The organism is Pseudomonas syringae group sp. 247E2, from assembly GCF_032587795.1.
GTDB classification, from domain to species: Bacteria; Pseudomonadota; Gammaproteobacteria; order Pseudomonadales; family Pseudomonadaceae; genus Aquipseudomonas; species Aquipseudomonas amygdali.
The window spans coordinates 1,206,106-1,220,783 of sequence record NZ_JAWHPK010000001.1; the positions used below are offsets into that span (position 1 = coordinate 1,206,106).

At 53.8% G+C, this 14,678-nt stretch carries 13 protein-coding genes and 1 pseudogene; 10 read left to right on the forward strand and 4 right to left on the reverse strand.

Features of this window, described 5'->3' with window-relative positions; genetic code table 11:
* Window positions 1-9 precede the first annotated feature (9 nt).
* From RYC18_RS05510 to RYC18_RS05535, 6 genes and pseudogenes are all read left to right on the forward strand, one after another.
* Entirely contained in the window at window positions 10-873 is an 864-nt protein-coding gene (locus tag RYC18_RS05510) for a TRAFAC clade GTPase domain-containing protein (protein WP_316884024.1), read from the forward strand.
* Entirely contained in the window at window positions 858-2,933 is a 2,076-nt protein-coding gene (locus tag RYC18_RS05515) for a hypothetical protein (RefSeq protein ID WP_316884026.1), read from the forward strand. The genes RYC18_RS05510 and RYC18_RS05515 overlap by 16 nt, the downstream gene beginning before the upstream one ends.
* Before the next feature lie 342 nt (window positions 2,934-3,275).
* Window positions 3,276-3,419: an IS66 family insertion sequence element accessory protein TnpB gene (tnpB, locus tag RYC18_RS05520; RefSeq protein ID WP_316884028.1), complete on the forward strand. Its 144-nt coding sequence runs from the start codon at window positions 3,276-3,278 to the stop codon at window positions 3,417-3,419.
* 17 nt (window positions 3,420-3,436) lie between these two features.
* Window positions 3,437-3,634: an IS66 family insertion sequence element accessory protein TnpB gene (gene tnpB / locus RYC18_RS05525; protein WP_316884030.1), complete on the forward strand. Its 198-nt coding sequence runs from the start codon at window positions 3,437-3,439 to the stop codon at window positions 3,632-3,634.
* A 16-nt stretch (window positions 3,635-3,650) separates the two neighbouring features.
* A pseudogene (tnpC, locus tag RYC18_RS05530) lies at window positions 3,651-5,181 on the forward strand (IS66 family transposase).
* Between the two features lie 32 nt (window positions 5,182-5,213).
* Complete coding sequence (locus RYC18_RS05535; RefSeq protein WP_316884032.1) at window positions 5,214-5,720, forward strand: hypothetical protein; 507 nt, start codon at window positions 5,214-5,216, stop codon at window positions 5,718-5,720.
* A gap of 76 nt (window positions 5,721-5,796) precedes the next feature.
* Here RYC18_RS05535 and RYC18_RS05540 read toward each other — a convergent pair whose 3' ends face one another.
* Window positions 5,797-8,211, reverse strand: coding sequence for a DUF3772 domain-containing protein (locus tag RYC18_RS05540; RefSeq protein ID WP_316884034.1), 2,415 nt, complete (start codon window positions 8,209-8,211; stop codon window positions 5,797-5,799).
* A 281-nt stretch (window positions 8,212-8,492) separates the two neighbouring features.
* Between RYC18_RS05540 and RYC18_RS05545 the strand changes: the two genes are divergently transcribed.
* The 4 genes from RYC18_RS05545 (at window position 8,493) to RYC18_RS05560 (ending at window position 11,814) form a co-directional block, all read left to right on the forward strand.
* Window positions 8,493-9,194, forward strand: coding sequence for a glutathione S-transferase family protein (locus tag RYC18_RS05545; protein ID WP_005754931.1), 702 nt, complete (start codon window positions 8,493-8,495; stop codon window positions 9,192-9,194).
* Window positions 9,195-9,351: 157 nt separating this feature from the next.
* The gene (locus RYC18_RS05550; RefSeq protein WP_016982651.1) at window positions 9,352-9,915 is read left to right on the forward strand and encodes a TetR/AcrR family transcriptional regulator; all 564 of its coding nucleotides are present in this window, start codon (window positions 9,352-9,354) and stop codon (window positions 9,913-9,915) included.
* Window positions 9,916-10,043: 128 nt separating this feature from the next.
* Window positions 10,044-10,772, forward strand: coding sequence for an AraC family transcriptional regulator (locus tag RYC18_RS05555; protein WP_316884038.1), 729 nt, complete (start codon window positions 10,044-10,046; stop codon window positions 10,770-10,772).
* 79 nt (window positions 10,773-10,851) lie between these two features.
* The gene (locus RYC18_RS05560) at window positions 10,852-11,814 is read left to right on the forward strand and encodes a DMT family transporter (protein WP_316884042.1); all 963 of its coding nucleotides are present in this window, start codon (window positions 10,852-10,854) and stop codon (window positions 11,812-11,814) included.
* 21 nt (window positions 11,815-11,835) lie between these two features.
* On the opposite strand, the gene RYC18_RS05565 is transcribed toward RYC18_RS05560, so the two are convergent.
* The 3 genes from RYC18_RS05565 to RYC18_RS05575 all read right to left on the reverse strand — a co-directional run bounded on the left by RYC18_RS05565 (window position 11,836) and on the right by RYC18_RS05575 (window position 14,663).
* Window positions 11,836-12,648: an oxidoreductase gene (locus tag RYC18_RS05565; protein WP_316884044.1), complete on the reverse strand. Its 813-nt coding sequence runs from the start codon at window positions 12,646-12,648 to the stop codon at window positions 11,836-11,838.
* 77 nt (window positions 12,649-12,725) lie between these two features.
* Window positions 12,726-13,727 (reverse strand): NADP-dependent oxidoreductase, encoded by a 1,002-nt coding sequence (locus RYC18_RS05570; RefSeq protein ID WP_316884046.1) that lies wholly within the window; start codon window positions 13,725-13,727, stop codon window positions 12,726-12,728.
* 75 nt (window positions 13,728-13,802) lie between these two features.
* Window positions 13,803-14,663, reverse strand: coding sequence for an alpha/beta hydrolase (locus tag RYC18_RS05575; RefSeq protein ID WP_316884048.1), 861 nt, complete (start codon window positions 14,661-14,663; stop codon window positions 13,803-13,805).
* Between the last annotated feature and the right edge of the window lie 15 nt (window positions 14,664-14,678).

A 14,678-nucleotide genomic window follows, 5' to 3' on the forward strand; every position in this document is an offset into this window, starting at 1 on the left:
GAGGGATATATGACTGATCAGTCAGTTGTGATTGTTGGATTGCCTGCATCGGGAAAAACGACGTTCCTTGCTGCTTTATGGCATCTGGTAACAGAGCGAGAGTTCAAAACTTCCCTGACTTTTGGAAATTTACGCTCGGGAGATCTAACATATTTAAATGAAATCGCTGCACTTTGGAGAGATGCAAAAAAACAAGAGCGGACAGCTGTCGGTGGTAGCCGAATCGTTAGCATGAATCTGATGAGTGCTCAGAAGTCGTCGCTGCGTGTTACTTTTCCTGATCTTCCGGGCGAAGCATACCTTCGTATGTGGGAAGATCGGGATTGCGAGCAGGAAGTTGCTGATGTAATGAAAGCTGACGGTGTTTTGTTGTTCATTCACTCTGATACTATCAATGCTCCTCAATGGGTCATAGATGAAGTAGCACTTAGTCGGCATCTCAATGTTGAAATACCGAAAGGTCAAGAAGTAGAGTGGCACGCACGGCATGCCCCTACGCAAGTACAGTTAGTTGATTTGCTGCAGCTTCTTCGAACTGATCCGTTAGATATCGGCCCACGCAAACTCGCAATAATATTTTCGGCTTGGGATAAAGCAGAAGATGAGGGCTTAAGTCCGCAAGAATTTCTCGCTGAAAAGCTTCCTTTACTTGCTCAATACTTGACATGCGATTCCGATGACTGGTCATGGCAAGTTTATGGCATTAGTGCGCAGGGCGGAGATTACGACAACACCGATGATGGAGCAAGGCCCTGTGACGATGCTGAAAGACTCAGAGGTCTCGACTCTCCCTCTTTGAGAATTAAACTAGTTAAGAAAGACCAAGAAAGTTCAAATGACATAACGGAGCCTCTCGCATGGCTCATGAAGTAAAAGATAAGAGTCGAGTGCGGTTAAACCAAACACTGCACGGGTACTCTGACGGCCATCGTCAGCTGGCGTCGTCGATAGCCCTCAAGCCTAAAGACATAAAAACTATGCTAGTGCTGAGCGATATTTCCGGTCCTGGTGCTCGAATTAATGAAGAAGGATACTTGACAGGATACCCTCTTCCAGACTCAGGCATGTATGCACTTGCACGTACGTGGTTAGCTCCCGAAATGTCGAGGCCTGGCTGCGTCTGGACTCATACACTTCTTATTGACTACGCAGATCTGGCGACTTTTGAGTCATATGACGTACTTCTTAAACTGTTTAGCAGACCTATTGACTCCAAAGTCGCTGATTACAACGAGCCAATAACGATTCCGAAAAATGGGTTTGATAAAAGCTTCGACGCATTCGCTCTTACGTGGGCTCAAAAAGTAATAGGGGGGCTTTATGGCGCACCTAAGAGTAAGATTGTTGCTCTGCGTAGTTCAGAGTTTAACGTTGATGAAGTAGTACTCGCGATATGGCTTCAGCAATGGCCTCGATTGCGACGGGCCTTTCGATTTTGTACCTTCGCATCATCCGATAGATCAGTTGAAGGCAATATTTTTGATTTGCAAGTTTTATCTTCTAACGATCGCACTGTTCGAGCTCGTTTTTCCAATTCTATAGACTCTGATAACTATTTGAAATCAGATGTCGGTTGGGTTGATACTGCTCTGAATGATTTATTCGGCCCGGACAATCTTGGCTTACGCACGTTCTTACGTTTTATAGGCGGTGACATTGCGACAGGTCGAGCTGCATTTCGACCGTTGTGTGAACTGTCCTTACTTACTGAGAGCTTTAATAGGCAACCTGAAACTATCGAAAAAGCAGTGTTGTTATTAGAGACTGAATTTGGACCTACGCAAGCTAAAGCAGCAAGAGCTTACGTAGCTGAAGCAGCTTTATCTAATATAGAAATAATAAACGACCATTCGATTGACTTTATTTTTTCAAACTTGGAGCTAATTCCAGAAAGGATTTCTATTGATAACTACAGGAAAATTGGTTTGGTCCTATGGAAGCGTAACCGCTACCAGTTTTTCAATCTTATCAATAGTAATGGAATATTATCGAATATAGCGGAAACACTGCTTCAAACATTGCCAGTGCTAGAGTTAATTGAAGAAATAAAAGAACTTCCTCACTTAGCCGGTTTGGTGATAAAGTTCCGTAAAGAGATACTGGAGGAAAAGGAGTTCTGGAAAATTTACTCCAGCCTAAGACATGGATTTACATTGGCAGATGTCGAAGAAATATTGGCTGAAAAGATACTGGCAGCAATTATTTCGGCGCAGCGTATTGATTTAGCCTCTGAAGTAATACGCCGTTTCGGCTCGACTACTACTCTTGAAGTGCTAGGTCAGAACCCACTCTTATATGACCAAGCTTATTTTTTTCTATGGGTAGAGTTTGCGGCTGCTGATTGTAGCGCAGTTTCAGAATATTTGCTCAGTGAGACCAAAAAAAGCAAGTATATGGTGTATGTTATTTCAAGGTATATATACCCTGATCAAATTAAAAGTAGAGCAGGCACTGATCCTTGGGCAAAAAGCTATCGAGCTGCAATAGGGGATATTCCCAAAGATGCTGAAATTTATTTAAATTCTTTTTTATTAAGCAGAGCGCTAGGTGAGTCTTCTAGTTTTTCCGCAGAGCTGGCGTGCATCAGTTTTATGACCGTCCATAGCGCTGCTGAAGTTAGTCGATTATCTGGAGAAGCGTGGGGCTTACTAGACTCACGTCTTCCTTCCACATATTTTTGGTTAGACTGGGATAAATGCCAAAGAATACGCGCCGGTGTGGTTGGACTATTTTTCGAGAGACAACTGAACCCCATTGCGTTTGCAATGTTAACTAAATCTCAATCTGTATTCCGGCTACTTATTACTCAGGCAAACAGAAGTGGGCGTGGTCATGACTATCTAAAGCAGGTTTGTTACACACTTCAGAATAACTCGGATCTCGGATTTTATGTGCAGCTTAACGAGCTGGAAAAGATACTAAAAGTCCGCTAGTGTTAGATATAACAATGACCGGTTTTATTCGGTCATTGCTATGCGTTGTAATGCTATTATCTCCCTGCTTGATGTGCTTTGATGGTGCGCGCTCTCGTAGAAAAGCGTATAATAATATTTGCTTCTTGTTGGTAGTTGAGCGCAAGCTTCGATGTATAGCGAAGTTTGGGTTTTAGGAAAAATAAGGCCCCGTCCTGGATTTATCACGGAGGGGCGTTTAAGTTTTGTTAGTTGACTAGTAGTCACGTAGGATCTTCGTAAGCGCCTCATGACCCCCACATTCCCAACCAGCCATTGAAGCTTGATGCTGTGCTCCCGATTCTTTTCAGGAGTCAGCACCTCATGATGCGACCCGACGCCAAAGTCGAAAAAGTGTACCTCTACCCCAAACCGGTGGACTTTCGAAAGTCTATTGACGGCCTGGCTGCACCGGTCGAGCTGGACATCAAAGTTGCCGCGTTCGACCCCGTGCTTTTGTTTTTCTGAATCGCCCTCGTAACCAAGTGAAAATCCTTTACTGGGAGCGCAACGGCTTCTGCCTTTGGCTCAAGCGCCTGGAGTCCGAGCGTTTCAAAACATCTCCCGATGAGACAGACGAAGCCATCGTGCTGACGGTTCAGGAACTGAACTGGTTGCTTGACGGTTTTGATCTCTGGCGCAACCGCCCTCATCAGGTTTTAACTCTAGGATTGGTCGCCTGACAGGTATAATTCGGGCCTGATTTCCATGCCCGAAGATCTTCCAGATGACCCTGTATTGCTCAAGCAACTGCTCGCGCAGTTACTGATTGAGCGCACGACTGACAAGGGGCATATCGTCGATCTTAAAGAACAGATCAAGTTACTGCGCGGCCGTCTGTTCGGACGCAAGTCCGAACAGACGGTCGAACCCAACACGCCGCAGCTCGCCTTGTTCAACGAACCCGAAAGCGAGCCGATGCTACCCGTCGGCGACGCTGACGAAGAGGTCGTTGCACCGGTCAAAGGCCGTGGTAAACGCAAACCTCTGTCGGCTGATCTTCCTCGCATTGAAATCATCCACGAACTGCCCGAGCACGAACTGACCTGTGCCTGCAGTTGCCGCAAGCATGTCATCGGCGACGAAACCAGTGAGCAGCTGGATATAGTGCCGATGCAGATCCGTGTGATTAAACATATCCGCAAGTCTACGGTTGCCGCGGTTGCGAAACGGCACCGTTCACGGCTTACAAACCGGCTCAGTTGATCGAAAAGAGCATTGCCAGTCCGAGCGTACTGGCCATGCTGCTGACCACCAAATATGTCGACGGTTTGCCCCTGCATCGTTTCGAAACGGTGCTGAGTCGACATGGCATCGAGATACCGCGCCAGACGCTGGCGCGCTGGGTAATCCAGTGCAGCGAGCACTTGCAGCCGCTGTTGAATTGGATGCGTGATCGATTATTCGAAAGTCCGTTTATCCACTGCGATGAAACCCGAGTCCAGGTACTAAAAGAGCCAGATCGTGACCCGACCAGCCAATCCTAGATGTGGGTACAAGCCAGAGGACCACCAGACCGAAAAGTCGTCCTGTTCGACTACACCACCAGCCGTGCGCAGGAAGTGCCGCTATGCCTGCTGGAGAGTTATCGGGGCTACGTGATGACCGACGATTACGCGGGCTATAACGCTTTGGCGTTGCAGCCGGGAGTGGAACGTCTGGTGTGCATGGCCCATGTACGACGCTAGTTCGTGGAGGCGAAGAAAGTGCAGCCTCAAGGCAAAACGGGCCGCGCTGATGCTGCACTGGTATGCATTAACAAACTGTATGGCATCGAGCGTGAACTCAAGGATGTCAGCGATGAGCAGCGTTACATCGGTCTTCAGGAAAAAAGCCTGCCTGAGCTGACGAAGCTGAAAGCATCAATGGAAAAAACGCAGCCGCAGGTCACGTCGCAAAGTGCCTTGGGTAAAGCGGTGAACTACCTGGCCCACAACTGGAGCCGGATAGAGCGTTATATCGAAGCTGGTTTTCTACCCATCGACAACAACGCTGCCGAAAGAGCAATCAGGCCGTTCGCCATCGGACGAAAAGCCTGGCTGTTCAGCGACACGCCAAAAGGCGCCACGGCCAGCGCCCAGATCTACAGTTTGGTCGAGACCGCCAAACTCAACGGCCAAGAGGCTTATACGTAGCTGCGCCACGTACTTGAGCGGTTGCCGCAGCTGCATCGGTAGAAGATTACGAAGCCTTGCTGCCGTGGAGCTGCTCGCCAGAGATGCCTCGCTAAACCCAATCCTCATTTTCTGCTAGGTGGGATTTGTGTCGCAGATACAAAGATTTCCTTCCGACGGTCGATATCAATCCGGTATGCATTTTGGTGTCGCGTTACCTATTATTTTGAAGAAGGAAGTTCAGGTGAAACGGAGCATATCAATTAGTATCATCGTCCTTGCAGCAGTGCTTGGCGGCTGCGCAGCTAGCAGGCTTCCAAATGATCTAGCTCTGGTCGGATCGTGGAAGGGCTTGCGAGAGGCAAACGGTAAGTGTCAGTTCTTGTCTTGGAATACCAACTTTCAACAAGACGGAAAATTCACCGTTACGTTCTATCGGGACGCTCAGCAAACCCAGCGGATCCAGGTCGAGCATGGGACATGGTCAGCAGCTAACGGAAAGAATGCCATGAAGACGGTTGGCGTGTCCTCGCCAGATGTCTACAGCTATAAATTCCTCGATGCCGACACCGTCCATTACACCAGCGTCGAATCAGATCCTTCAGGAGATTGCCAGGAAGACTATGCATTCACGGAACGTCGGACTCGCCTCTAACCGTTGGAGCTACGGGCCGTCCGCAGGGATCTCCCCTAGTGTCTTCAGATGGCTGCCCACGCATTTCATTCCTACGCTAAGGCGTCACCGACTCTTCCGTGACCTCCTTCCCAGCCCCCTCATTGATCAATACCATGCTCTGCGGCGCAGACAGCGCTATACCCAGCTCCCTCAGACGCCCCAGGACCGTAAACAACAGATCACTCCGCGCACCTCCCACCGAACGCGGGCTGTTTACGTAGCCGCTGGCGCTGATGATCAAACCGGTATTGGTCAGGTCCTTGAAGGTGACTGAAGGCGCAGGCGTGTCGAGTATCGCTTCGTGCTCGGTAAAGGCCTGTAACAGCAGCTCGCGTATTTGCAGAACATCTGTTTCCAGTGGCAGGGTAAGCGTGATCCCAACCACCCCCAACGCATTGCCCATGGTGACGTTGCGCACGTTTTGCGTGATGAACTGCGAGTTCGGCACGATCACTGTCGAGCGGTCGCCCATCTGGATTTCGGTCGCGCGGACGTTGATCCGGCGAATATCGCCTTCGACCCCCGCCAGGCTTACCCAGTCTCCGACTTTGACCGGGCGTTCTGTCAGCAGAATCAGGCCGGAGATGAAGTTCTGCACAATGGCTTGCAGGCCGAAACCTATCCCCACCGACAGCGCACTGACCACCCAGGTCAAATTGGTCAGGCTGATCTTGAGCGTGGACATCACCACGGCCACCACCAGCACAAAGCCGATGTAGCCGATCAAGGTCACCAGCGAGGCCTGCATGCCCGCGTCCATGTTGGTCTCGGGCAGAAGGCGTTCTCCGAACCACTCCTTGAGTACCCGCACGCCCAGCAGGCCGACGACCAGGCAAATCAGTGCCATCAGAATATCGCTGGGGACGATGTTCAGATTGCCCAGGGATTTGGACGTGACGTCCATTTGAGTGAAACTTGCGAGCAGGTCGCCCGGGCTGGAACCCGAAGGCAGGAAAGCCAGCAGCAATGCGGTAAGCAACAGCAGGGTACGGCCTATGCCTGCCAGTACCGTGCTTGCCTGGGCTTGGTGACGGGCGGACAAGCCCAGCGCCGAACCCAACGCCATGCCGCCAGGTTGTTTGGGCGACAGAAGGGTCTCGCAGATGTCACCGAAGCAGGCGATCAATAGATACGCAGTGGACGCCACCACGCTCACCCAAAGCAGTTTCACTGCCAGAAAGTAAGCCAGCGTCAGGTAGCCGCTGAGCAACGCCAGCAAGCTCAGGCCGACCCATACCGCAACTATAAAGGGAAGCAGTCCGACGAAGCCTGCTGGCCGCTCCAGCTCGAAGCGTCGGCGGGTTCGGCGGTACCGCACCAGAGCGTAGAAAAACACCAGCGAAACCGCCAGCGCCGTCAGGCCATTGACCGCCACCGTCAGGGCCAGGCTGCTGGCTATGACACTGTTGATGCGTTCCTGCGTGCCGATGATCATGAGCGCCAGCGCCAGGGCTGGCGGGAAGCGGCCCAGTGCCGTGGCGATCTGGTCAGGGATTTGCGGCAGACGCCATGAGGCGTGTGCCCGCATCAACAACGCGCGGCCCAGACCGACGATGAAAGCGCAGAAAGTGATCAGCGTCTGCACCTGATCGAGCAGGTTGACCACGTCGTTGCTGAGCACCGCATTGCGCACGATCCCCCAGCGCAACAAGGAAGTGGCAACGGTAATGGTGAGAATGGTCGATAGCCCTACAGCCAGTGCCAGGGCGCTGCGCCGCAGGCGGCCTTCGGGTAGCCAGCGAATCATCGACCAGATCAGCAAGCGCTCCAGCAGGCGGCGAACAACGACCCATACGAACAGCGCGGCGACTACGATGCTGATGAATTGCACACGGTTTTCCGGTGCCAGCGTGCTGCTGAGCACTTGGCGGACATCCACCAGAAGTCTGTTCAAGCGTCCCAGGTCGTCATCGGTAGGACGAATCAGCGTGGACCAGAACGCCGAGCTGAGCGGGCTCGCTGTCCGCGTGCTTATCTGCGAATCGAAAAGGCTGCGGCGCAGATTGAATATCTGCGTAGCCAGATCACGGGCTGACTGGCTTAACGTGTTGGTTTGGCGTTCATCATTGACCAGCGCGTTTTTCTGAGCGGTCAATGTCTTGCGCTGACTGGTCAGACTTGGCGCCTCGTCCGGTTGCGCCGGCCCGAGAATGTTGAGCTGATCATTCAAGTGTTCGATGTCGACAGCTTGTCGGGCAGTCAGATTGTCGGCTTGTTTCTGGACCTGCAAAGCGGCCTGCCGCAGGCTTGAAAGCAGGTCATCGTTGGCACTGCCCGTCACTTTTTGACGGATCTGATCCAGTTGTTCGCTCAAGTCATCCAGGCTCGGTGCATCCACTGCTGGGGATGCGCTACTGGTGCTATCGGTTTGAGGCGCCGGGCTATTCTGGGCCATGGCTGGCAAGGTCACGCACAGCAAAAGCAAGGCGAGCAGCCCAGTATGAAAACGGTTCAGCGAAGCGTGCTGCATTATTTTCCCTTCTTTGCACTAAGCGGCCTGGCAAGACCTGTGTATTTCAGGCATGGGCCTTGTCTGTCTTGAGCTGCACTCACGAGTCTCTGGAGCGCAGCCAATAGAATATCAAGGACTTCGTGTTTGAGCGCTGAAAACACGGGCCAGCGAAAATAGGGCGCTACGGTCATCCACCTAACAAATGTTAGGTAGGGTATTGACTGGGCTCAGGAGTGTGCTACGGTCTATCGACCTAACAGTTGTTAGGTAGATGCCCACTCCATTTCACAGGCCCGACCATGACCTCCAGATTGCGACTTTTCACATCTCCTTCGGCTTTTCCGAACCCCCAGCGCCTGCGCCTGTTCATCCACGAAAAAGGCATTGCCGATCAGTTCGATGAGACTATTTACGACATGACCCCCGGCGGAGAGCAGCGTGGCTGGCGTCATCTCAATATGAACCCTTGGGGAGAAACGCCCACCCTTGAACTGGCAGACGGCAGCTTCATTTCCGAGACCGCCGCTATCGCTCGCTATCTGGATCAGTCTTATCCGGGCCGCAAGATCATGGGGGAAGGCGCTCTGGAACAAGGCCTTGATAACATGTGGGATAACCGGATCTGGGTGCATATTCTCTACCGGATCGTTACCGCGTTTCATGTATTGCACACCGGGCTCGGCTTCAAACTTGAACTGACGAAGAACGAAGCATGGGGCGAGCACTGCCGCAAAGAGGCGCTGACACACGCCGCATTGGTCAACCGTCATCTTTCCGATGGCCGCGAGTGGCTGTTGGGCGGCGAGGCGCCGACTTTCGCGGATATCACCCTTGCAACCGCCATTGCCTTCTCCAAGTTTCCGGTCAACGCCATGCCGCTGGATGAGCGTTTCGAGTTCCTGGACTTGTACTGGAAGCGCTGGCAGAAACGCCCGGGTTTCCAGGCCGCCTATGCTGATCGCAGCAGCGGTATACCCGAACTGGACTCGCCGGCCGAGTGACCGACCTGTTGCGCGCGCACATTATCGTCGGGACCGTCATTGCATGGCGTTCTCGACTTCCCCGTGCCTCGCACAACCGTTCTACCTGACAACAGTCAGGTTTTTGAATTAGCATGCGCCCGTTTGCAGAAACCTGTCCGAAGCACAAGGCACCACGATGACCATCAACGCACGAGAGGCCATTCTGCTTGCCGCGAGAAACATCGCTCAGTCTCAGGGTTATAACGGCCTGAACTTTCGCGATCTGGCGGCTCAGGTTGGAATCAAACCAGCCAGTATTTACTACCACTTTCCAAGCAAGGCTGACCTGGGTGTGGCGGTTGCCAGGCGCTACTGGCAGGACGGTGCTGCTGCTCTTGAGGCTATTTCTGAAGAAACACCAGACCCTGTCGAAGCGCTGCACCGTTTCCCGGAAATTTTCCGCCGCTCGCTAGAGGCTGAAAATCGCCTTTGTCTGGGCAGTTTTATCGGCGCTGAAACCGATAAATTGCCGCCAGAGATGACTCAGGAAATTCAGCTTTTTGCCCAGGTCAATATTGCCTGGCTGAGCAAGCTTCTGGTGGCGGCGAATGTGTGTATGCCAGCGGCCAGCGAGGTGCGGGCGCAGGCGATTTTTTCGGCTGTGGCGGGCGCTCAACTCATTGCGAGAAGCCGGTCAGACATTGCCCTTTTTGATACGCTGATCGATACCTATCGTGCCTGCGGGCCGCTGCCGGCTTAAGTAGATGCTGATCAAGCGGGATCAGGATTGCCAGCCAGTTGACCTGTTGCTGACGCCGCTGAACCTGTAAGCGCGCAGACACTATGGAACGCCAGACCTCGAATCACCCGACGGCAAGGGGTGCACTAATGTTTTTAAGCCTTGAAGTTCGCAGCTACAAGACGCAAAGCCCTCAGCACTGCCACGACCATACTCAATTGGTACTGCCGATTCGTGGCCGAATGGAAATTGACGTGGACGGTCGCGGTGGCTTTATCGATCAGTCACTGGCCGCGCTGGTAAAGCCTGGTTCGCGGCACTCGCAGGACACTCACGTCGACAGCCGTTTTCTGGTGCTGGACTGCGCACCGACGACGCTGGAGACAATCCAGATGGGGCGTCTGGCCGAGAAAATATATGTGCCTGTTTCGCCCGCGACCCGTCGCCTTATCGAATTCGCCGAGCTGATCGGTAACCAGCAACTGGCCATTGCTGCCTCACAGTTGGGCCCTCTGCTTCTGTCGTCCCTTGGCTCGGACACCTGCCGTTTTTCGTCCCCGATAGAGCAGTTGATAGCCCGTCTGCGAGCAAATCCTGAGGCACACTGGAGCAATCAGGCCATGGCCCAAGTCGCAAACATGAGCATGAGCCAGCTGCACCAGCGATTCCGGCAATTATTCGCGATGAGTCCTCAAGCCTGGCTGACTGAACTACGCATACAGGAGGCTGAACGGTGGTTGCGCGGCACCTCGCTGCCGATAGCCGAGATTGCCTTGCGTGCGGGCTTTTCCGATCAGGCATCGCTGACGCGCACCATGCAGCGTTTGAGCGCTACGACCCCGGCGGTTTATCGTAAAGCGCAAAAACAGTCCGGGTAAAAAATTCCGCAGTTACCGACAAGACCCTCCAGGCCCGACGCTCCAGACTTCATGCTTTAGGCGTTGGAGCGCAGGTGAAATGTTTGCTGATCGATCATTGCCCAAGGGCATTGTTTATGGCGTTTGCGCCGGTCTGTGCTGGGGCGTGATTTTCCTGGGCCCGCAGCTGACTCCAGGTTTGAGCGGTGTGCAGTTCGCGGTCATAAGATTTCTCTGCTACGGCGCCATTTCTGCGGCCCTGCTGATGCTGCGTTGGCGGCGTGTTTGCGCCAGTCTCACCCTGGCCGACTGGAAGTCACTCTTCTGGCTTAGCCTGATCGGCAACCTCATCTACTACTCGCTAGTGGGCACAGGCGTGCAGTTGGTCGGCATCGCCACAACGTCGTTGATTGTCGGACTTATTCCGGTGCTCGTAACCCTGGCAGGTCGTCATGACGCAAATGCCGTTTCTCTGCGCAAGCTCTTCCCCTCACTGTGCTGCGCAGTGGGGGGCGTTGTGCTTATCAGTTGGCACGCGCTGATCAATGACGAGAGGCCCGATACAGCGGCAAATATTGTCGGGATTTTATGCGCGTCAGGTGCGTTGCTGACGTGGAGCTGGTTTGCGGTGAGCAATGCCCGGCGGCTGGTGCAGGTCACCAACGTCTCCGCGCATGACTGGGCGTTGCTTATGGGGGTCATGACGGGCGCTCAATCACTGCTTTTGGCAGCGCCGGCCCTGGGTTCTCAAGTGGGCACCTATGGTATTTCCGAATGGCTGCATTTTCTCGTGGTGGCCGGTGGCGTTGCGCTTTTGTCTTCGGTGGTGGGTGGTGCCTGCTGGAATCAGGCGAGCCGACTTCTGCCCTTGGCACTCAGCGGGCAAGTGCTCGTGATTGAAACGCTGGCGGCGCTCGTCTTCGGTTTTTTATGGGAGCGCCGGCTACCCGACGGCTATGAGCTGGCGGCCATTGCCTTGCTGGTCAGCGGTGTGGTCTGGTGTCTGAATTGTCATCTTACGCCCCTGCATTCCCCGGCTGTCCAGCTCAAGCACCGCCCCTGAAGTGACCGCCTCACCTGCATTTCAAACCGGCAAACGAAGCTCCTTGCGCAGGCTCTTGTCAAACACCCCGGCAGGTGCAAAGCGACGCAGCATGCTGATTTGTCGGGCTGTCTTGCCGGCAGTGTAGCGCCGCTTGGGGAGTACATCGCTCGCCGCTTTAAGCACTACAGCCGCCACCACTTCCGGCAAATCGGCTTTCGGCATTACATCGGCGAGCAACGCCTTGAATCCTGCTCGGGCCTGATCGTATTCCTTCAATAACCGGTCCGGCTCAAGGCCGTTTTGATCGAAGACGGTTCGTACAAAAGCCGGCTCAATGACCGAGACGCGAATATTGAAGGCGCGCACTTCGTGATCAAGAGATTCCGAGTAACCTTCCAGCGCATGCTTGACCGCCGAATAATGCGAAGAGTAGGGCGCGGGTATCAAGCCCAGAATCGAACCGATATTGATAATGCGCCCCTGGCCATGTTCGCGCATCGACGGTAATACTGTATTGGTCATGCGGATGACGCCGAACAGATTGACGTCGAACAACGCCTGCACCTGGGGTATCGAGAATTCCTCGGAGCCGCCTATCAGGCCAATACCTGCATTGTTGACCAGCAGGTCGATCCGCCCGGTCTGCGCAAGTACGCTGGAAACGAGCGCGCTGACCGAGTCATCGTCAGTTACGTCACAAGTACGCATGGATACCTGCGTTGCACTTTCGCCAATCTTGCGGCTGGTGCCGAATACGGTATAGCCCGAGCGCACCAGCGCCTCGGCCGTTGCGCGGCCGATACCGGATGATGCACCGGTGACAATGGCCGTTTTTCCGGAAGATGTGCTCATGTAATGCTCCAGTGTTCAAAAGGCTGGGGGCCGACAAGTTGCTTATGTGGGGAATTGAAAACGCGGGTCACCGACACTTACCTGATCTTCACAACTACTTTGCCTTTGGCACGCCCCCGGGCCAGGTACTCAAGTCCTTCTTTGGCCTGCTCAAGCGCAAAGACCCTGTCAATGACGGGTTTGATTTGCCCGCTTTCAAGTAACACGGCAATCTTCTCGAGTTGAGCCCCCTGCGGGCGTACGAACAGGAACGAGTAGGTCACGTGGTGTTTTTTCGCACGGCGCCTGATTGAGTGGCTCATCAGCCCGAAGAGGAAAGTGAAGAAGGCATTCATCCGGCGTGCCTTGGCGAACGCCTTATCCAGTGGCCCGACGAGGGATACGATCAAACCTCCTGACTTGAGGATGCCGACGGCTTTTTTAATCGTGTCTCCTCGCGTTGTACCCAGCACCAGGTCGTAGTCGCGCAATACTTGCTCGAATGCCTGCTTTTTATAGTCCACCACTTCATCTGCACCCAGGCTGCGCACCAGCTCTACATTGCCGGTACTGGTGGTCGTGGCGACGTTGGCCCCCAGGTGTTTAGCCAGTTGAATAGCGAAGGTGCCGATGCCTCCAGCCCCCGCAGGTATGAATACCTTCTGGCCGGTTTGAAGATTGGCGCGTTCTTTCAAGGCTTGCCAGGATGTAAGCCCGACCATTGGAATAGAGGCCGCTTGTACGAAATCCAGATTCGCCGGTTTAAGTGCAGCAGCGTGCTCAGGCACGGCTGCAAATTCGGTGATGCTACCTTTGCCGAGGTCAAAGAGGCTGGCGAAAATGGCGTCACCCGCCTTGAAACGGGTGACGGCTTTGCCTACCGCGATGACCACGCCGGAAAGATCGCTGCCCATAATGGCGGGTAATTCGTACTTGAGGACGGCCTTGAACGTGCCTGTAGTAATCATGTTGTCGATCGGGTTCAACCCGGCCGCGTGAACTTCCACTAACAGTTCATCAGGCTTGATGGTCGGCAGAGGTACATGCGTTATCGCAATTTCAGGCGACTTGCCATAGCTTTCGAAGGTAAGTGCTTTCATGACGCTAGGTTTCCAGGGTCGTCTGACAGTGATGGGTTGTTTTTAAAAACGATGTGCAGTTGAAGTTCGAACGCTTTATGCAAGGAACTCCAGAGCCGTTGAGACGAAGTCGGCGTGATACTGAAAGACGCAACCGTGGCCTGCGTCTTGATAAACCACCAGTTGCGCCTGCGGGAGACGTTGGCTCATATCGCGACTCAACTCGTTTGCGACCATGACGTCGCTGTCCCCGACGACGATAAGTACAGGCACCCGCAGGCGTGCAAGATCCTGCGCGGGTTGTTTGCCCCAGGCTTTGATTGCTTTGAGTTGGCGAAGCAGCAAGCGAGGCGTTGGCGGCTTGTCGCGGTCAACCGTACGTTCCTTCACCCTGCTCAGATAGTTTCTGGCAGCGCGTCGGCCATTTGGCGTGGAGGTGAAAAACATATCGACCTTGGGGTCTCGCAGCCTCAGCAAACCTTTGAGAATAAGTGGCCAGGACAGCGCACCTATGCGCTCGATACCGTGTCCGCCTGCCGGTCCGGTGCCTGCCAGAATAACTTTGCGTACCAGATCGGGTGCTTTCAATGCCAGGTCCTGGGCCACGAAACCGCCCATTGAAAAGCCAATCAGATCCACTTGCCTGTAGCCCATTGCCCGCACCAGCTCGAGGGTGTCCCGAGCCATCTCGCCTATCGTCAGCGGCGCGGTGCCGGTCGATAAACCAGCCCCGCGATAGTCGATGGCGATAACGTGATGCCTGGTAGCAAGACCATCAACAATGCGCGGGTCGAAATCGTCCAGTACCGCGCCCCAGTAGTTGAGCAACAAGAGCGGCACGCCACCACGCAAACCTGACTGGCGATAGGCGAAGGCAATGCCTGCGACTGTTGCGATTTTATTAGGCGCCTGGACAAACGACTGTGCCGAATGAGTCTGCAGATTTGAGCTACTCATGATGGGTACCCTGGT